The organism is Synechococcus sp. Tobar12-5m-g, assembly GCF_024345415.1.
Lineage (GTDB): Bacteria > Cyanobacteriota > Cyanobacteriia > PCC-6307 > Cyanobiaceae > Regnicoccus.
In genome coordinates this window covers 1-18,172 of the sequence record NZ_JAGQBB010000003.1, presented here as the reverse complement: position 1 = coordinate 18,172, position 18,172 = coordinate 1, and the positions used below count along the sequence as shown (strand labels likewise).

Below are 18,172 nucleotides of genomic sequence, written 5' to 3'. Positions count from 1 at the left end.
TCGATCCCACTCAAAGACTTGGGACCAGGCGAAACTCGAATGGGTGTTGAACGATGTCTACGAGGCAGACGAACCGGAGACCTGTCTTTGCGGCCACTTTCCGATCATCGAACTTTGCAATCTTCGCAACTAGATCAGCGGCACTTTTGCCACGGTCGGGAACTGCTGCGTCAAGAAATTCATCGGCCTCCCTTCCGATCTCATCTTCCAGGCCGTCAAGCGAATCAGATCTGACAACAAAAAGTCTCTGAATGCCGAGGCTAACGACTACGCACACACAAAGGGATGGATAACCGACTGGGAGCAAACCTTCTACTTCGTCATCATGCGAAAGCGGAAGCTGAGCGCGAAGCAAGAGTTGCAGAAAGTCCGTATCAACGCAAAGTTCATAGCAAACATGCGGAGGCCATCGCGTGGGGCCTAACAAAAAACACTTGACGGATCAGGTCTTGAGGGAGGGGAGGGCTCATGGCAAGCCAGAATCTCAGTTACCCAGTGCTTTCCGGCACCGTTCCAGGTTTTCCCGCACCCTGAGAGTGATCGGATGATTTGAGCCCAGCGCCTTCTCGCTGATCGCCAGGGCGCGGAGGTAGAGGGGCTCGGCCTTGGCGTATGCACCCTGGCTCTCGTACAACCAAGCCAGGGTGTTGAGGCTTTTGGCGGTATCGGGGTGGTCGGGCCCCAGCGCCTTCTCGTTGATCGCCAGGGCGCGGATCATGAGGGGCTCGGCCTTGGCGTAGGCGCCCTGGCTGGCGTACAGGAACGCGAGGTTGATGAGGCTTTTGGCGGTATCGGGGTGGTCGGGCCCCAGCGCCTTCTCGTTGATCGCCAGGGCGCGGAGGTAGAGGGGCTGAGCCTTGGCGTAGGCACCCTGCTCGGAGTACAGGTACGCGAGGTTGATGAGGCTGGTGGCGGTATTGGGGTGATCGGGCCCCAGCGCCTTCTCGTTGATCGCCAAGGCTCGCATCAAGAGGGGCTCGGCCTTGGCGTAGGCACCCTGCTCGGAGTACAGGTACGCGAGGTTGTTGAGGCTCTGGGCGGTATCGGGGTGGTCGGGCCCCAGCGCCTTCTCGTTGATCGCCAGGGCGCGGAGGTAGAGGGGCTCGGCCCTGGTGTAGGCGCCCTGGCTGTCGTACAACCCCGCCAGGTTGTTGAGGCTCTGGGCGGTATCGGGGTGGTCGGGCCCCAGCGCCTTCTCCCTGACCGCCAGGGCGCGGATCATGAGGGGCTCGGCCCTGGTGTAGGCGCCCTGGCTGTCGTACAACCCCGCCAGGTTGTTGAGGCTGGTGGCGGTATCGGGGTGGTCGGGCCCCAGCGCCTTCTCCCTGACCGCCAGGGCGCGGATCATGAGGGGCTCGGCCTTGGCGTAGGCGCCTTGCCTGTCGTACAACCTCGCCAGGTTGTCGAGGCTGGTGGCGGTATCGGGGTGATCGGGCCCCAGCGCCTTCTCGTTGATCGCCAAGGCTCGCATCAAGAGGGGCTCGGCCTTGGCGTAGGCACCCTGCTCGGAGTACAGCACTGCGAGGTTGTTGAGGCTGGTGGCGGTACCGGGGTGATCGGGCCCCAGCGCCTTCTCGCTCCATGCCAAGACCTGTTCCCACAATTCCGCCGCCTTTCCATAGGCTCCCTTGGATTCGAAGGCTTTTGCCTGCTTGATCCACTCCAGCACCTGTGGCGGAGGCTCTGGAGATCGCTCGCCCGCCTGCTGAACCGCCAACTTCCAGCGACTTGGCACGGGTTGCTCGCCATGGAATTCACCGGCAGAAGCAGGCCCAGCCAGGAGCAGCACTGAGGCGCAGAGAGCAAGTGCGCGGCTAATGCTTGGCAGCTTTCGCCCCATCACACTTCGCGTTCTTCTGGATCGCATCATCCTTGGTTGAGCGGCAGAGGTACTGGGTGCTGCCATTGCTTTTCTGGACCTTCTGCCAATAGAAGCCGCCGGGGCTGGGCTTCCCTTCGTCAACCACCTTTGCACCGGCAGGTAGCGGAGCCAGGGTGAGGGTGGCCAGGGCAGCAGTCGCTATGAGAGAGAGGCGCATTGGTTCGTGTCGAACCGGAGTGGCGTCCCCTCTGTAGATCAAGAAACCAGCTTTACACTCCGTCTCTTACTTCAGCCAAGGGCTTGCTCCCAATGGGATAGCTGGCGAGTCTCGACAGCCTCCCTCACCGCAGCGCTTCGCACGCTTCACCGTCACTGTCACCGTCGAGGTATGTGTGCCCATCCCGCAGGAGCTGCTGCGCCCTCTACCAAGACCCAACATTTGCGCAATACCACCTCCGGCCTGGACTGGAGACGGGAGCTGCCCTGTCGTTGATGATCGTCAGCGTCACCGGGCGCTGCGGCGGCTGGCGCGTGGCGCCTCTGTTGGCGGCTCTCCAGTCCCAGGGGCGCTGGATCTCGCCGTCGAACCTCCACACCCCAACGCGGTATCGCTGGGCCAGCTTCTCCCGATCGAGATAGACCCACTCGTCGCACTGCTTGAGGTACTGGCGATAGGCGAAGGCATGGCCCTGTTGCACCAGGGCGAGACCAGCGTTGGCCCCGTTCTGGGCGAACACCTCCGCAACGGTCCGGCCATAGCGGTCCTTGGTCTGGGTCTTTAGCGTCACCGTGGAGCCGACCGGCAGCATGTCCTGGAGCGCCTGCCTGGCCTGTTGCCCATAGGGAGACTGCGCCATCTCTGGGGCGTCGATGCAGGCCACCCGGATCGTTACCTTTCTCCCGCCGTCCTCGACCCGCAGGGTGTCACCATCACCGACCGAGATCACCTTGGCCGCTGCAGCGGCCAAGGGGGTAACAAGCGGGAGAGCCAGCAGCCCAACAAACAACACGTGACGGATCAGGTCTTGAGGGAGGGGAGGGCTCATGGCAAGCCAGAATCTCAGTTGTTGAGCGCTTTCCGGCACTGTTCCAGTCGATCGCGCGTTGAGGCTGTATCGGGGTGATCAGGCCCCAGTGCCTTCTCGAAGATCGCCAGGGCTCGCTTCAAGAGGGGCTCGGCCTTGGCGTATGCACCCTGGTTGAGGTACAGCGCCGCGAGGTTGTTGAGGCTCTGGGCGGTATCGGGGTGATCGGGCCCCAGCGCCTTCTCGTAGATCGCCAGGGCTCGCTTCAAGAGGGGCTCGGCCTTGGCGTATGCACCCTGGTTGAGGTACAGCAGCGCGAGGTTGTTAAGGATCTGGGCGGTATTGGGGTGATCAGAACCCAGCGTCTTCTCATCTATCGCCAGGGCGCGGAGGTAGAGGGGCTCGGCTTTGGAGTAGGCCCCCAGGGTCCTATACATCTCCGCAAGGTTGTTGAGGCTTGCGCCGGTATTGGGGTGATTGGGCCCGAGCACTTTCTCAGCCCAGCCCAAGTGCTTTTCCCACAACTCCGCCGCCTTCCCATACGCACCCTGGGATTCGAAGGCTTTTGCCTGCTTGATCCACTCCAGCACCTGTGGCGGAGGCTCTGGAGATCGCTCGCCCGCCTGCTGAACCGCCAACTTCCAGCGACTTGGCACGGGTTGCTCGCCATGGAATTCACCGGCAGAAGCAGGCCCAGCCAGGAGCAGCACTGAGGCGCAGAGAGCAAGTGCGCGGCTAATGCTTGGCAGCTTTCGCCCCATCACACTTCGCGTTCTTCTGGATCGCATCATCCTTGGTTGAGCGGCAGAGGTACTGGGTGCTGCCATTGCTTTTCTGGACCTTCTGCCAATAGAAGCCGCCGGGGCTGGGCTTCCCTTCGTCAACCACCTTTGCACCGGCAGGTAGCGGAGCCAGGGTGAGGGTGGCCAGGGCAGCAGTCGCTATGAGAGAGAGGCGCATTGGTTCGTGTCGAACCGGAGTGGCGTCCCCTCTGTAGATCAAGAAACCAGCTTTACACTCCGTCTCTTACTTAAGCCATCGGCTGGCACCCAATGGGTTAGCTGGCGGGTTTCGACAGCCTCCTTCACCGCAGCGACTCGCTGGCAACTCCGTCCGCATTCCCATCGAGGTAGGTATGGCCCTGGCGCAGCAGCTCCTTGGCCAGGGCGAAGCTGCCGATGTCCTTGCAACGGTATCGGCCTCCAGAAGGCGCAGGGTTCGGCTTGACCCAGGCCCTGGGGTGAGCCCCCCCGCCAAGACCGGCACCGCCACCCTGCGGCGCCTGCTGCGGCTATGCGGCTTCTAGCTGGAAGCCCACCGATCGAGGGGGACCGATGGCCACGCCTGGCGTTACAGGATCCGCCCGGAAGCCTTACCGGATGGCATCACCCCGGAGCAGCTAGAGGGGGCCTGGGTCGATCAACTGTCCCCAAAAATCTCCTATGTGAAGCTGTTCACAGCCCCTGGATCGGCCTGCATCTCAGTTTCGTGATGCACTCGGCCTCACGCAGCAAATTCCGGCAGAATCCCCATGCCAATAGGGGTTCACCAATCACCATGGGGGAGATGGGGTTGCATAGGCGGCGTTCTCAACCGGGGGGTGAGTGGATCAGGGAACCGCCTATTTTGTAGTTGATTCGACCGCGTTTTCACGGTTGTATCTAATGCTTAGACTGTTTGCGCGGCGAACCAACTCATCGCTGGAGCCGACACCACCTGCTAGCCGAACGACGTTCGGTAGAACGGCGGTGCGGCTCAGCTCCTAGTTAGTCCCTGTGATACCTCACCTGGCGCCCCTCCCATTCCTGCTGTAATCTCTTCAGTCGTCGGGTCAAGGTCTGCAGCTGTTTCTTTTGCCTGGGGTTCACCGGATCGAACAGATCAGCACACACGGCTTCGGCGAAGTTCAGAAAATGATTCGGGTGCAGTTCTCCCGGGCCATCCAGGTGTGAAACTCCTGATGCCGATCTGGAGTGATCACCAGGATGTTGTCGGTCAAGTCTGCCAGGTCCGGGGGGGGTGCGCCGGTCAACAATATGTTGGCCGGAGAGGTCCATTTCCTCTGCCGGGAGGCATTCTGTCCCGTGACTTCGCAGAGATGCCCGGCAGCCCTCTTTGCCCGTTTCACGGCCATCTCTGATCCTTGCGTTAGGTGGCGGGTCTCTGCGATGAAGCATGTTTCCGCCATATCGCCTCCCGCTTTGATTCAGGCCTTGCGCGCCTCGTTGATCTGGCTGTTCCTGTTCATCTCGCGTGCGACCAGTGCAATGCCGCGCTGGCTGATCAGCCGTGGCTGGCAGCTACGGCCCTTCACGGCTGCCGCGCCACCAGCCGAGCAGCACGGCCAGCCCGGTCACACTCCACACGGTGCAGAGGCGGCGCAGGATGGCGATGGCGAGTCCGGCGGACGGGGGCACGCCGAAGCGGGCCAGCAGCAGGATCGTGGCCCCCTCGTTCACGCCCACGCCGCCTGGGAGGGTGGAGAGCATCCCGAGCGATCCCGAGAGCAGGTAGGTGCCGATCGCCGCCTGGATCGGCACCGTGTGGGCGGGGCTGACCACCTGAACCAGCAGCCAGAGAATCAGTGATTCGCAGGCCCAGATCCCCAGAGTCACGGCGCCGGCCGGCCGGCAGGCCCTGGCCAGGGCACCACTGGGCAGATGGTGCTGCCAGGGTCCTCCCCACCTTCTCCAGATCCAGATGGCGGCGAGGAGAGTCGCTGCTCCTGCCAGCAGCAGCAGGCCGATCCCTGTCGGCGGCAGCCGGCCCAGGCCAGCCCGAAGGGCGGAGGGCGCCAGCAGCGCCAGCCACAGCAGCACGGCCGCGCCATCGCAGAGCCGTTCCGCCACGAAGACATGCACCAGCGGCGGGCGCGGGTAGTCGAGTTCCCGGTGCAGCTGCTGTACCCGGCTCAGCTCACCGAGCTTGCCGGGGGTGGCAGTGAGGGCGAAGCCCACGAACCAGGCCCTGGCATCGCGCCAGCCCCAACGGCCGATGCCTGCGGAGCTGAGCAACAGGCGCCAGCGCCAGTAGCGCCCAAGGTAGGCCACTCCCAGGATCCCATAGATGGCCGGAAGCCAGGCCATCACACGACCCAGGGCCCCCTGGAGGCTCAGCCGCTCCACCGGGTCCAGGCCTGTCAGCCCGAACAGGGCCAGGCTCAGCAGAAGGAGCGCCAGCAGCGGGATCCAGCCACCGGGTGGTGCCGCTTTCGGCTTCCTGGCTGGGTAGGGCAGTGGATCCGGGCCGAAGCTGCGCCAGTGGGGGGCCGTGCTCACCTCCAGCAGCTGGCGGTCCCCCCGGCTGTCGCCGTAGGCATGCAGGCTGATCTCCTCCAGGGGCCGATCCAGCCAGGCCCCGAGCCGCCGCACCTTCTCTTCCCCTTTGCAGTTGGCCGAGCTGAGCCGCAGCGGTGTGGCCGGCCCGTGCGCCAGGGGATCGCTGGTTTCGGTGGCGAGCAGGTCCACCCCCAGTCGAGCGGCCAGCGGAGCGATCAGGGCGCGGGGCGAGGCGGAGATGATCACGACGCGGTGGCCCTGGGCCTGATGCCAGCGCAACCGCGCAAGGGCTCGGGGCCGCAGGGCGCGCCACTGCGCGGCTGGGAGTTTCTGGCCGAGCGCGGCGGAGCGTGCCTCCCTGGTCGTGCCCCGCAGCAGCACGCCCAGGTAACGCTCCTTGAAGGCGGCCGTGCTCAGGCTGCCCCCTACCCAGGCCTGGAATGGGGCGATCAGGTGCAACCAGTCCAGGGCCAAGCCTGCGACCCCCTTGAGCTGGCGGTGCAGCATCAGCAGGCAGTCGCCAGGGATCAAGGTGCCGTCGAAGTCGAAGGCGGCCACCACCGGACGGCCGTCGTCAGGGGTGATCACGGAAGGAGATGTGCTTGTGCCCGAAGTAGCTGCTGACCACCGGCACGGCGACGCCGATGGCATGGGCGATCAGATCCCGGAACACCACGATGCCGAGCAAGGGCAGCAGCCAGTTGCGCAGCCCGAGGCTCACCACCCAGGTCTGCAGCACCGCGAAGGCATTCACGAGGCAGAAGGCGGCGAAGGAACGCCGCACGCTGACGCGGCTGTTCACGAACACGAACCTCCGGGCCAGGAGATAGGCCGTGAGCATGCCGCAGCCGTAGGCCAGCAGGACCGCCAGCTCGAAGTGCACCACCGTGGAGAAGCCGACCCTGCTCACCACGTTCACCAGGGCCGCCAGCCCGCCGGTGATCACGAATGCCGTGAATTCCCGCCGTTGACTCCCCGTGGTCGTCATCGCAGCCTGCCTGCGACCTCACGCGCCAGTGTGCGACCGAACTGCACGCTCTCGGAGATGCCCCGGTCCTCCGGGTAGTACACGGTGGTGTCCGCAATCCAGAGGTTCGGCAGGGGCTGCAGCGGCGGCAGACTGCCCAGGAAATGGAGGCCGCACACGGGCTGGGCATGGCGGTAGCGGCTGCAGTGGGCAGCAACGATGTCCCCGTCCTGGAGGGACGGATTGATCGCCTTCAGGCAGGCGATCGAATCGTCGATGAAGGCCGCGCTCGGACGACCATAGTCGGGATGATCGGCCGGCATGTAGAAGGGCACGTAGGTGATGTGGGGTTGCAGCGGCTGCAGATTCGACATTTCGATGATGCCGGGGATCCGGAAGCGCTCGTCATTCACGTTGGTCCAGAAGTTCGGGGTGATCGGTTGTCTCGTCTGGATCACCACGCAGGCGCAGGCCACCGAGAGCTGCGCTTCGAACGGCCGCACCAGCGCCGCATCAGCGCCGCCGGCCACCAGCATGGGAGCCACCAACGGCAGCGGCACAGTGGAGATGGCGGTATCGAAACGTTCTTCTCCCGCCGGCGTGGACAGCACCACCCCACCTGCCCCGTCGCTGCCGCCCAGCCGACTCACCGGGCTGTGAAGCCGGATCGTGCCGCCGCGCCGGCGGATCTCGGCGGCGAGGGTCTCGATCCAGCGCTGCGATCCCCCTTCCAGATAACCCAGGGTTTCCTTCAGGCCGCGGCGTGACTGGCCGATGCGGCGGATCCGGCTCCAGATCCAGGCGGCCGAGAGCGAATCGCTGTGGTGATAAAACTTGTAGGCGAAGAGGTTTTCCCACAGCACGCGGTACCCCTGTTCGCCGAGCCAGCGTTTCAGCCAGGTCGTCGCCGACAGGCCATCGAGGTGGTGCCAGTCGCGGATCGTGAGGCAACGCGCGGCATGGAGCAGATAGCGCAGGCGCGTTGCCAAAGGCAGTCGCCGGAAACCGAGCACGGCTGCGGCCGTGCCCCAGGGATAGAGGCGCCCATCGAGAAAGAATCCCATCCGGGTCTGTTTCCAGCGCAGGGAATCCTGCAGGTTCAGTTCCTGCAGCAGCTGGAAGAAGGCACGGTCACTGAGGCAATGGAAGTGGTAATAGCGCTCCAGCTGAACACCGGCGAAATCGAAGCTGGCCGCCATGCCGCCGAGCCGATCGTCGGCTTCAAGCAACACGGGCCGGAAGCCCTGCAGACAGAGCTCGTAGGCCACGGCCAGACCCATCGGGCCGCCGCCAATGACGGCGATGCTGGGGGAGCTGCTCATCAGAAGGGGATCACCACGTCGCGGTAGCGCGGGTCCCGATAGGCGATCCGCAGGGCCTCGGCCAGGGGCGTGGGCGTCACCGAGAAGATGCTGGGCCAGTCGATCACCGGGAACTCGTCGCCGGCCGTGAGGGCACGGAGTTGATCCCGGGTGAAGGCCGGCTGACGGCTGATCAGGGCCCAGAGCTGCAGAAGCCAGCCGAACAGGGGAATCGGCAGGTGGAGGATCAGTGGCCGCGCGGACACGGCCGTGCGCAACTGGCGCATCAGGCTGATGTAGCTCACCCGCTCGGTGCCGGTGATGTCGTAGGTGCCGCTGAAGGAGGGATTCTCCAGGCAGCTCTCGATGATCCGGCAGAAATCGCCGACGTAGAGGGGCTGGCGGATGAACCGACCGGAGCCGGGGATCGGGAACACCGGCAGGCGTTGCATGAAGCGGGCCAGCCAGCCGAGGTGCTTGCGGTCGAACCAGCCGAACATCAGCGTGGGGCGCAGCACGACGGCGTCGGGCCAGGCACGCCTGACGAGTTGCTCCTGTCGGCGCTTGGTGCTCGTGTAGAGGTCGGTGGCCACCGAGTTCACCACCGAGCTGCTCACGTGGACCAGCCTGGGGATGCCCTGCCGACGCAGTTCGGCGAGCACCACCTCGGTGCTGGTGATGTTGTTGCGCTCGAAGGCGCCGGGATCGATGCTGCCGATTTCGGCCTGGAGCATCACGCAGGCATCGCAACCGCTCAGCAGGGCCGGCCATGTCTGCCCATCGGTGCGGGTGAGGTCCTCGCCGACGAAGGTGACGGCAGGAAACAGACGCCTGCCGACCTCCAGCGCTTCGACCTTCTTGTCCACCACCAGCAGCTGCCAGTCGGGATGGTGCTGCTGAAGCTCCGCGATCAGGTTGAGGCCCACCAGGCCCGCTCCACCGGGGAGGATTACCCTCATCGCCGGATCCCCTCCATCCTGTAGGGGCTTACATCGAAGGGCCTGACGAAGCCGTTCACGGAGAAGCGCACAGCCGCGAGCTGTGACTGGTGGCGGACGGGATCTTTCTGCCGTCCGGTTCTCCTTTCCACCATGCCGAGCAGCTCCTCATTATTCTTGATCAACGGAAACACGAGCAGGTCCGTCACCGCTTTCGGCACGATCCTGTCGCTCTCGACGACAGTACCATTCGCATCCAGATAGTCGAAGAAGAAAGGAAACGACCGGAACAGGATTGAGGCGCCTGACCGGCTGAGGGTCGCGCGCAGATCGACGCTCAGCCAGGCGATGGACCCCTGGCCCGGCAGGGGGATCGGCGTGCTGCTGAATCCTCCCTGGCCCGTGCTTCTCCAGCTCAGTTCACCGGACACGACCGTCTTCGGCCCGAGGGGGATGCCGTGCCCCCCCGGGCCGAAGACGAGCGATCCACGACTGCCCGTATGGCTGAAGGCATGGGTCTCGAGGATCGTCCGGATCGCCGGGGAGTCCAGGGAGATCGGCAGTCGGCCGTCGATGTCGTTGACGCTGACCACCACCTGCTCCGGCGGCGGCGGCAGGCCAGCCGGTCGGGGGGGGTGGGGTGGGGCGAAGTACGCGGCATTGGCCAGCTGCAGGGGACGGGTGTAGGCGGAGTAGGACTGCGGCACGGGCCGGGGGCGGTACGGGGCGCCGTTGGCCAGCAACGCCGTGACCTCCCAGGGGAGGATGTCGGCGCTGGCGCCGTCCTTCAACCACAAGTCCTCCGATTCTCCCCGCAGGTCGCGGTGGGAGGCGCCTCGCCTGGCGAGGATCCGTTCCCGCTCGGCCGACAGCAGCAGCAGGGCTGCTATGGCGGGTGTGTTGAGCAGAGAGGTCACGGGCCCATGGTTGTGCAGGGGGAGTTTGCGATGCAGGGCGGCGAGAATCAGGAGCGCCCCGGCTGCGAACAGGAGGATGGGTGCAGCGAGCCGCCAGCGATGCCCGCTGCTGAGAGAGGAGAGATCCTGACCCCCCAGCGCCAGCACGAAGAGTGGAAAGAGGATGCACAGCATCGTCCCGGTGACGATGTGACCGTCCAGGCGAACGAAACCCGCCTTCAGGACGACCCACTGGATCACCAGCAACGTCAGGGCTGGCACCAGGGCGGCCAGCTTCGATAGGGTCGGCGTTGGGAAAGTCCTCGACAAGGGTTTCAAGTGGGTGAGCCAGCACAGGACGCCCGACACCAACGAGGCAAGGCCGTAGGCCCCGACGGCCACGAGCCCGATCTGGGGACTGGGTCCGATCGCGCTCGTGGCCACGCTGTAGCCCAGGACGATCTCGGCATTCAGGCCGGTGAAGTACGGGGCGAAATCCTCAGGTCCGCCGGAGCTCACGCCGGTCCAGGCTGCTACGAGGGCCGCGGGCGGGATCATGGCCATGGCCGCCAAGGCCCCTGCCGGGCGGCAAGACGGTCGAGCGCAGAGTCGCAGGAACTCCAGCGACAGCATGCACGTCAGGGCGGGCAGGGCGGCAGCTGTGAAGCTGAGTTTCACCAGCGTCGACAGGGCGATCCCGATGGCCACCATCAGCATCAGAGTGGTCCTGGCCCTGCGCGGGCCCGTTTCCGTTGCAGTGTGCACGACCGACAGGAGCACTCCCAGGCTGCTTAGGGAATAGAACATCGGATCGGGTTTCGCGCTACCGGCCTGTCCGATCGCCACGGCGGCCAGGATCTGCAGGCCCCGCAGCAGGCCGGCCATCAGCACGGCGGCCGTCCATTCCACCGAAAAGACGAGCCGTCCGGTGAGCAAGGGAACCAGGTTGGTGGAGACCTGATCGGTGGCGGCCTGATGCAGGGGACCGAAGTTGAAGATCACCTCCCGCCCGAACACCCGGCTGCTGTCCGTGGCCTCCACCAGCGCCTGCTGCCAGGAGGGATCAAGCCCCAGGGCGGGATAGGCCAACGGAATCCCGAAGCAGACGATCACTGCCGTTGCCAGCGCTGAGACGAGCACCACGAACGGCTGCCAGCGCTGTCCGATCGCCAGCCTTGACCGTCGGGGGCTCTCGCCGGGTGGCACGAGCAACGGAGCGTAGGAAGGGTGGATGAACAGTTGGTGAGGCTCTCCCCGCTTGATCAGAGGCCGATGCGGCGGGCCAGATCGGAGCTGAAGACGGAGCGGGGATCGAGTCGGGTGCGCTGCCGCCGCCAGTCGTCGAGTCCCGGATAACTGCGCTGGAACATGGCAGCGGACTGGCGCGAATCCTTGGCCAGATAGAGGCGGCCGCCGCTGGCAGCCACCTGCTCGTCAAGCCGATCGAGCAGCTCAAACAGACCGGGCACGGCCGCCGGCACATCGGCGGCCAGGGTCCAGCCGGGTCCTGGGAACGACAGGGGGCCCGCATTGGCGGACCCGAAGCGTTTGAGCACCGTCAGGAAGCTGGGCGCGCCGATGCCTCGCAGGGCCTCCAGGACGCGGGGCACCAACTCGGCGGCCTCGTCCGGCACGGCGAACTGGTACTGCAGGAAGCCGGCTGGTCCATAGATGCGGTTCCAGTCGGCGACCCCATCAAGGGGGTGGAAGAAGGGGCCGATCGCTTGCAGCTCACCGATCCGATGGGCGGGGGCTTTGCGGAACCAGGTTTCGTTGAAGGCCCTTACCGTCCAGGTGTTCAGCAGCCCCCCCGGCAGGAAGGCCGGTGCCGAAGCCAGCGCCCTGGGGTCGTAGGCCAGGGGGTCCGCCATCTGCGCGGATGCCTGCTCCTGCAGCTGCTCGAGGCTGGTGTGGTCCCCACGGGTGAGCACCCCCCGGCCCCGGGGGTGGAGGCTGTCCACCCAGGCGACGCTGTAACGGTAACGCGCGTCCCCCTCCACCATCGCCGCCATCAGGGAGTCGAGTGTGCCGTGGCGGTCGGTATCGACGCTGATCAGGGAGGTGCGGATCGGCAGGAGAGTGAAGGTAGCCTCGGTGATGGCGCCGGTGAGCCCCATGCCGCCGGCGGTGGCCCAGAAGGCGTCGGCGGCCTCCGCCTCGCCATCTGGCTGCAGAGTGCGCATCTCGCCGTTGCCGTCCACCAGCTGCAGCTGGCGCACGTGGCTGGCGAAGCTGCCCTCGACATGGTGGTTCTTGCCGTGCACGTCGGCGGCGATGGCACCCCCCACCGTCACGTTGCGGGTGCCGGGGGTGACGGGCAGGAAGAAGCCGGCCGGAACGATCACCCGCAGCACCGAGGCGAGGCTGACACCCCCTCCGGCCGTGACGGTGCCTTGGACCGGATCGAGTTCGATCCGATCGAATCCGCCCAGATCAATCACATTCCCTTCGGCGCACTGGGCAGCATCCCCGTAGGACCGGCCGAGGCCACGGGCGATCAGGCTGCCCTGCCTGGCCTGATACACCAACTGCTGCAACTGCTCCAACGACGCTGGTCTCCAGACCGTCGCCTTCACGGGCATCGTGCGGCCCCAGCCCGTGAGGGTGCAGGTTCCTGAGGGACAGGTGAGGTTCATAGCTTGCTGGCCAGGTGACGCGGCAGCAGGCGAACCATCCACATCAGCGGTGCCCACCACCAGGGGATGTACTCGATGCCACGGCGATCGGGCCGTTGCAGCAGGTCCAGGGCCACAGACTCGGGGCTGGCGCAGAGCAGGGGTGGGGCCTTGCCGAGCGTCATCGGTGTGGCCATGAACCCTGCCTTGAGAATGCGCACGCAGAAGGGCTGGCCCTGACAGCGCAGCAGCAGCCCTTCGCAGTAGGTGGTGAGGGCCGCTTTGGCTGCGCCGTAGTGGTAGTTGGAGGGCCTGCCCCGGTCGGCGGCCACTGAAGTGAACACCCACAGTCTTCCGGGCCTGGCGATCCGTTCGGATGTGACGATGGCGGTCAGCCAGGGAAGAAGCCCGTTGTAGTTGGCGGCTGTGATCGCCAGCGCTTCAGCTGGATCAAACCGAGCCACCTCGGCATCCCCGAGCGAGCCTGCAGTGATGAGATAGAGATCGAAGCTCTGATCGATGCTGGGCCTCAGCGGCTTGTCCAGGGAGGCTGTGGCGAAAAGATCGCACGCTTCCAGGCTGATCTCGGCCCCGTAACGCACACGCAGTTCGGCGGCCAGCCGTTCGTTGGCGTTGGCGTCGCGGGCGACCAGGTGGAAGCGGCGACAGCCCTGCTCGGCCAGCGCCCGGCAGAGGGCCGCTGCGACAGCGCTGGTGCTGCCGAGCACGAAGGCGCTGCGTATCATCGGAACCAGCCCATGCGGTGGCCCATCCCTACCATGACCACGGTGATCATCCAGCCCAGCAGGGTGAGATGGATGCCGCGGTCGCCGAGCAGGATCTCCTCCGGCCGTTCCGTGCTCTGGTCGGGATGCCGGCCGGCCCGTCGTTCGGCCTCCTCGGGGTCACTGAGCAGCTGGTAGCGGAAGATTCCCACCAGCACGAAGGGAACAGTCAGCAGCATCCAGCTGGTGGGAGCGCCCTTGAGAGTGGGACCCGCGCTCCAGAGGGCGTAGGCCATGAAGGCACTGCTCGCCACCAGGGATTCCAGCCGTTGGAGCAGGGGCAACGAGTAGCGCCCCAGCACCTGGCGGGTGATCACACCACGATCCAGGGACACCCTTAGTTCGCCCTTGCGTTTCTCCACCGCCAGGAAGAGAGCGAGCAGGCCCACGCAGAGTAAGAACCAGGGGGAGCTGCCGAGACCCGTGGCCACCAGCCCTGCGACGGCCCGCAGCAGAAAGCCGGAGGCGATGCAGAACAGGTCGAGCAGGGGCTGGCTCTTGAGCCGCAGGCAATAGGCGAGCTGGATCAGCGCGTAGGTCAGGATCACCGCGACGAGAGTGGCCGTCAGGGTCGCTGCCAAGGAAAGGCTCGCCAATGCCAGCAGAACGGCGGCCGTCAGGGCCACGGGGATCGGAAGGGCTCCGGAGGCGATCGGCCGGTGGCATTTGCTGGGGTGCCGGCGATCGGCCTCGACATCGATGACGTCGTTGACCAGGTAGATGCTGCTGGAGATCAGGCAGAAGCAGAGGAGGGCGAGGCTGGAGTGCAACCAGACCGAAGGATCCAGCGAGAAACTGAACACCGCCGATGCGTACACCAGCAGATTCTTGCTCCATTGCCGGGGCCGGCAGGAACGGATCAGGACAGGAACGAAGGCCAAGGACTCAGATGCGCGAGGGACTGTGGATGGGCTCGGGCTTTACGGCTTGGCCTCCGATGACACATCCTGCAGGGCACCCGCCGCTGTACCGGACCGGCAGGAGTAGATCAGCCAGTCGCCCTCGGCGTGGGGATTCGGACTGGCGGCTCCACCGCAGGCCATGAGCACTTTTTCCGCAGGAATCTTTTTCCACCTGCTGGCGATGGCTCCTAGCTTGAGCGGACCGATGAAGTCAGCCGGGTTGGCCAGAAGGTCATCCTTTTTTATCCCATCGTCTGAAGCAGCCCAGTTCGGATAGGTGAGAGCTCTGCGCTGTGAATGGAAGGCCATTGCGGAGTTCCAGTCATCGCCGAACACAAGGATGGCCTCCGCAGGATTCGTGATGTTCCTGATGTATCTCCCGGCCACGCTTGCAGCATTGTCCTTGAGTTGGGCATCCCGATAGTAGGACCCGAAGAAGGTACCGTAGAAGCTGATGATGATGAGGGTCAGGCAGATGCCGAGAAGAAGATTCCATGATCGGCGGCCTGAGCCTGACAGAGCATCACTGGCGACGGCGATGGCAAGAAGCAGGTAGATCTCATTGGCGTACTGATAGTAAGTATGGACAATGTGGAGATTGGTAAAGATGAGTAGCGGTGCCAGCGCCAGGCCCATGCAGCAGAGAAGCAGATAGCGGCTCTGGCTGCTGGGATGGGGCCTGATGATACCGAGGGTCAAAAGAATGGCAATGGGAATGGATCCATTCGGGGTTAACATTCTTTGCGAAAAAACGCCGATCCACAGATCGCCAGAGTGGCGTTGATGGAAATCTCCAAAGTTCCAGCTCGCCAGTCGCTGGGATGTGAGGAATCGTGCAATTGGATTCAGATCCTTTAGCGCATCGGCGTGAGTGGTCCAACCCTTCAAGACAAGAAACGACAGCAGGAGAATGGTGAGCACCATGCCGCCACGGGGGAGGATTCTGTGCCTGTCGACGCTGTGGGTTCGGCGCAGGGTTGCGGCCCCCATCACATAGGCCTGGTCGATCAGGATCAGCAGGAACACCGGCAAGGCGGTGGTGGCCTTGGTCAGCAGTGCCATCGTCAGGCAGATCAGCAGAGCGGTAAGGATCGAAAGGCTCTTCCTCCCGCGCCAGTCATCCTGTCGCCTGGAGGCCCAATATAGGTAGAGAGCTGCTAGACTGAACAGCAAGGCAGTACTTTCGATCATGAAAGTTCTGCTCCAGTACAGGTAAATTGGCGAAGAAAGGTAAAGGAGTGCAAATACGACGATACCAATTCTCGAAATCGAGAATTGCCTGAGAATGGCGATGCTGATGGCTAGGCAGGCCAGGGCGAAGCCGATGCTGGTCAGCCGCCCCGCGCTGGTAAGATCAAGGGCCGAGATCTTCTGTAGCGAGTAAGCTGCAAGCTGAAAAGTAGGAAACTCGAAGGGGATGGACCACGGTTTACCCAGGACCGGGGTCTCGTAGTTCAGGAGGCCGTTCCCGTTCCGGAACAGATGAAAGGCCGTGAGTGCGGTCTGCGTCTGCCGAAATTCGTACTGATCGACCAGAGGTTGTGAAGCCGTACTCAACCAGAACCAGAGGGCGAACAGACTGCTGGCTAGGACTGCGCACCAGACCAGCAGACCGACTGGCCGGAATCTGCTCGCTCTTCCTTCGTACATGGGCACAGGCGGGATAGGGCCACCAGGGAGTCTGGCCGGTCGGGAAGCTCTCATAAGGGCTGGATCGGTTTATGGAAGTCCACGCCACTATAGTTAAGCACTTACAGACCAAACCAGGACTATGACTAATGCCCGGAGAGCAAAATCAATCCTCATCATTTATCGCAAGGGTGACACCGAGGGTCAGGCGGGGCGTCTGTTTAATGATCTAATACGTCATTTTGGTAACAATGCGGTTTTTATGGATGTTACTGGAATCGAGCCTGGACGAGACTTTCGCAAAGCCATTGATAACCAAGTGACCTCTTGTAGTGTCCTCCTCGCAGTCATAGGAAAGGGTTGGGTTATCGCCAAGGATCACTCAGGTGCTCTTCGACTTGATGATCCAATGGACTTTGTTCGACTCGAAATCGCTTCAGCATTACGCCGCGATATCCCTGTCTTGCCATTACTAGTCCAGGGGGCGAAAATGCCACGAGCAGAAGAACTTCCAGAAGATCTGAGAGCTCTTGCCTTTCGCAACGCAGTAGAACTGACCCACACCCGATGGGATTCCGATGTGCAGGTGTTAATCAAGGCCCTGCGTCCATACATTCGGAAAGATCTAAATCCTTGGCTATCTCAACCCATTGCATCAGTTGTCACGGGCGTCGGGCTCCTTCTAATTGCGTCAGCCTGGTACATTATTACGTCCAAACCTCAAGTTACGACCCAGCCTCAAGTTGCGTCCAAACATCAAGTCAAGCCCCAAACTTCCCCTTTCCACAACTGGGAAGGATCATGGGGTCTTCAATTTGAATTTAATGGTGCATGGAGTAATGAATTGAAAATGACACTAAGCTCTGACCAGCATGGGATCGAAGGAAATTATAGAGGACTTGATATTAACAGACGCCTTACAAGTGGTAAGATTACGGGTACCTTTGTAGGAGGAAACATTTCTAAGATTGCAGGAACATATATAAACACATCCGGTACTGGCCAGGATTGTCCGAGTGGCAGACAAGAAGGTTTATTTTTGTTAAGTTTGTCAGCTGATGGTCGCAATATGAATGGAACTTGGGGTTTTTGTGGCCATGATAGAGAATGGCAATTGCGGGCACAGAGGCTTAACTAAGTTGGAGTTGCAGTCGTAACTTCGGGGGAGACTGTCTATTATCTCACCATTGTTGAGCTAGCCTGAAGGGGTCTGGGTTTATGTGGAAAGGGACCATCGCTAACCTCCAAGGCATTGCATGACTTCAAGGATAGCAGCCATGCAATGCATTACTAGCTAACTGGCTTTCGCTTAAGATCGAAGTATGGATATCAGACCTGCGCTTAGGGCTAATGAGTTACATAGTGCATATCCCCACGGGTTCCCCCGGGTTCAGGAAAGATGTCACCCCATTCATTCGTACACCCGGGGGCGAGGTGAAGGACAAGGTCGGCCTCTCCCGGACGGCGATCTACAAGCTGATCGCCGCTGGGGCATTCCCCAGGCAGATCAGCATTGGTCCCCGCACGGTGGCCTGGTCACAGGACGACCTGGAAGTCTGGATCGAAGAACGGCTGAACGGTCACGGCCCCGCGTGAGCAGAACGCTGGGATTGGGCATCAGCAGCTGGCTCACACCTGATCGAGCAAGTCAGCCCAGCGCTGCATCATCGAGACCCGTTGCGGCCAGTACTCGGCACGGTTGTAGGCCGCAGTCACCTTGTTCTTCTCGATGTGAGCCAACTGTCGATCGGCAATGCAGAGGTCAATCCCCAGTTGCTCCTGCACGTTGGTCATCGCCAGAGCCCGGAAGCCATGGCCGCACATGCGCCCATCGAATCCCATGCGCTTGAGCGCCATGTTGACGGTGTTGTTGCTGATGTATCCACTGCCCCCGGGTTCAGGAAAGATGTCACCCCTTTCATCCGTACACCCGGGGGCTTGAGGAGATGACCGATGCGTCGCTACAGCGAGGCCGTCAAGGCTGATGTGAGAAGGCGGATGAGCCCGCCGCACA

Annotated in this window: 18 protein-coding genes; 2 read left to right on the top strand and 16 right to left on the bottom strand. The window is 63.2% G+C overall.

The window, feature by feature from the left end:
* Window positions 1-484: 484 nt before the first annotated feature.
* From KBY66_RS02975 to KBY66_RS02905, 15 genes are all read right to left on the bottom strand, one after another.
* Window positions 485-1,789 (bottom strand): tetratricopeptide repeat protein, encoded by a 1,305-nt coding sequence (locus KBY66_RS02975; protein ID WP_255087668.1) that lies wholly within the window; start codon window positions 1,787-1,789, stop codon window positions 485-487.
* A 25-nt stretch (window positions 1,790-1,814) separates the two neighbouring features.
* The gene (locus tag KBY66_RS02970; protein ID WP_255087665.1) at window positions 1,815-2,039 is read right to left on the bottom strand and encodes a hypothetical protein; all 225 of its coding nucleotides are present in this window, start codon (window positions 2,037-2,039) and stop codon (window positions 1,815-1,817) included.
* A 124-nt stretch (window positions 2,040-2,163) separates the two neighbouring features.
* On the bottom strand, window positions 2,164-2,229 hold the full coding sequence (locus KBY66_RS15815; protein WP_255087815.1) for an excalibur calcium-binding domain-containing protein: 66 nt from the start codon (window positions 2,227-2,229) through the stop codon (window positions 2,164-2,166).
* Window positions 2,230-2,244: 15 nt separating this feature from the next.
* Window positions 2,245-2,868, bottom strand: a complete 624-nt coding sequence (locus KBY66_RS02960; protein WP_255087667.1) for a thermonuclease family protein — start codon at window positions 2,866-2,868, stop codon at window positions 2,245-2,247.
* Window positions 2,869-2,882: 14 nt separating this feature from the next.
* Entirely contained in the window at window positions 2,883-3,437 is a 555-nt protein-coding gene (locus KBY66_RS02955) for a tetratricopeptide repeat protein (RefSeq protein WP_255087666.1), read from the bottom strand.
* 145 nt (window positions 3,438-3,582) lie between these two features.
* A complete protein-coding gene (locus KBY66_RS02950; RefSeq protein ID WP_255087665.1) occupies window positions 3,583-3,807 on the bottom strand; it encodes a hypothetical protein in 225 nt (74 codons plus the stop codon).
* A gap of 1,340 nt (window positions 3,808-5,147) precedes the next feature.
* A complete protein-coding gene (locus tag KBY66_RS02945; RefSeq protein WP_255087664.1) occupies window positions 5,148-6,713 on the bottom strand; it encodes an HAD-IB family phosphatase in 1,566 nt (521 codons plus the stop codon).
* On the bottom strand, window positions 6,700-7,113 hold the full coding sequence (locus tag KBY66_RS02940; protein ID WP_255087663.1) for a GtrA family protein: 414 nt from the start codon (window positions 7,111-7,113) through the stop codon (window positions 6,700-6,702). Before KBY66_RS02940 ends, KBY66_RS02945 begins: the two co-directional genes overlap by 14 nt.
* Complete coding sequence (locus KBY66_RS02935; RefSeq protein WP_255087662.1) at window positions 7,110-8,414, bottom strand: NAD(P)/FAD-dependent oxidoreductase; 1,305 nt, start codon at window positions 8,412-8,414, stop codon at window positions 7,110-7,112. The genes KBY66_RS02940 and KBY66_RS02935 overlap by 4 nt, the downstream gene beginning before the upstream one ends.
* Window positions 8,414-9,352 (bottom strand): NAD-dependent epimerase/dehydratase family protein, encoded by a 939-nt coding sequence (locus KBY66_RS02930; RefSeq protein WP_255087661.1) that lies wholly within the window; start codon window positions 9,350-9,352, stop codon window positions 8,414-8,416. Before KBY66_RS02930 ends, KBY66_RS02935 begins: the two co-directional genes overlap by 1 nt.
* Window positions 9,349-11,439, bottom strand: coding sequence for a hypothetical protein (locus KBY66_RS02925; protein ID WP_255087660.1), 2,091 nt, complete (start codon window positions 11,437-11,439; stop codon window positions 9,349-9,351). Before KBY66_RS02925 ends, KBY66_RS02930 begins: the two co-directional genes overlap by 4 nt.
* Window positions 11,440-11,489: 50 nt before the next feature.
* Window positions 11,490-12,809: an FAD-binding protein gene (locus KBY66_RS02920; protein ID WP_255087659.1), complete on the bottom strand. Its 1,320-nt coding sequence runs from the start codon at window positions 12,807-12,809 to the stop codon at window positions 11,490-11,492.
* Between the two features lie 50 nt (window positions 12,810-12,859).
* Entirely contained in the window at window positions 12,860-13,588 is a 729-nt protein-coding gene (locus KBY66_RS02915; RefSeq protein WP_255087658.1) for an SDR family NAD(P)-dependent oxidoreductase, read from the bottom strand.
* Window positions 13,585-14,508, bottom strand: coding sequence for a decaprenyl-phosphate phosphoribosyltransferase (locus KBY66_RS02910; protein WP_255087657.1), 924 nt, complete (start codon window positions 14,506-14,508; stop codon window positions 13,585-13,587). The genes KBY66_RS02915 and KBY66_RS02910 overlap by 4 nt, the downstream gene beginning before the upstream one ends.
* A 39-nt stretch (window positions 14,509-14,547) precedes the next feature.
* The gene (locus KBY66_RS02905) at window positions 14,548-16,179 is read right to left on the bottom strand and encodes an ArnT family glycosyltransferase (RefSeq protein ID WP_255087656.1); all 1,632 of its coding nucleotides are present in this window, start codon (window positions 16,177-16,179) and stop codon (window positions 14,548-14,550) included.
* Between the two features lie 121 nt (window positions 16,180-16,300).
* Between KBY66_RS02905 and KBY66_RS02900 the strand changes: the two genes are divergently transcribed.
* On the top strand, window positions 16,301-17,296 hold the full coding sequence (locus KBY66_RS02900; RefSeq protein ID WP_255087654.1) for a TIR domain-containing protein: 996 nt from the start codon (window positions 16,301-16,303) through the stop codon (window positions 17,294-17,296).
* A 296-nt stretch (window positions 17,297-17,592) separates the two neighbouring features.
* Entirely contained in the window at window positions 17,593-17,754 is a 162-nt protein-coding gene (locus KBY66_RS02895; RefSeq protein WP_255087653.1) for a helix-turn-helix transcriptional regulator, read from the top strand.
* Window positions 17,755-17,787: 33 nt separating this feature from the next.
* Here the strand turns inward: KBY66_RS02895 and KBY66_RS02890 are convergent.
* Window positions 17,788-18,172, bottom strand: a 385-nt coding sequence (locus KBY66_RS02890) for a tyrosine-type recombinase/integrase (protein ID WP_399224716.1), incomplete at its 5' end; no start/stop codon positions are given.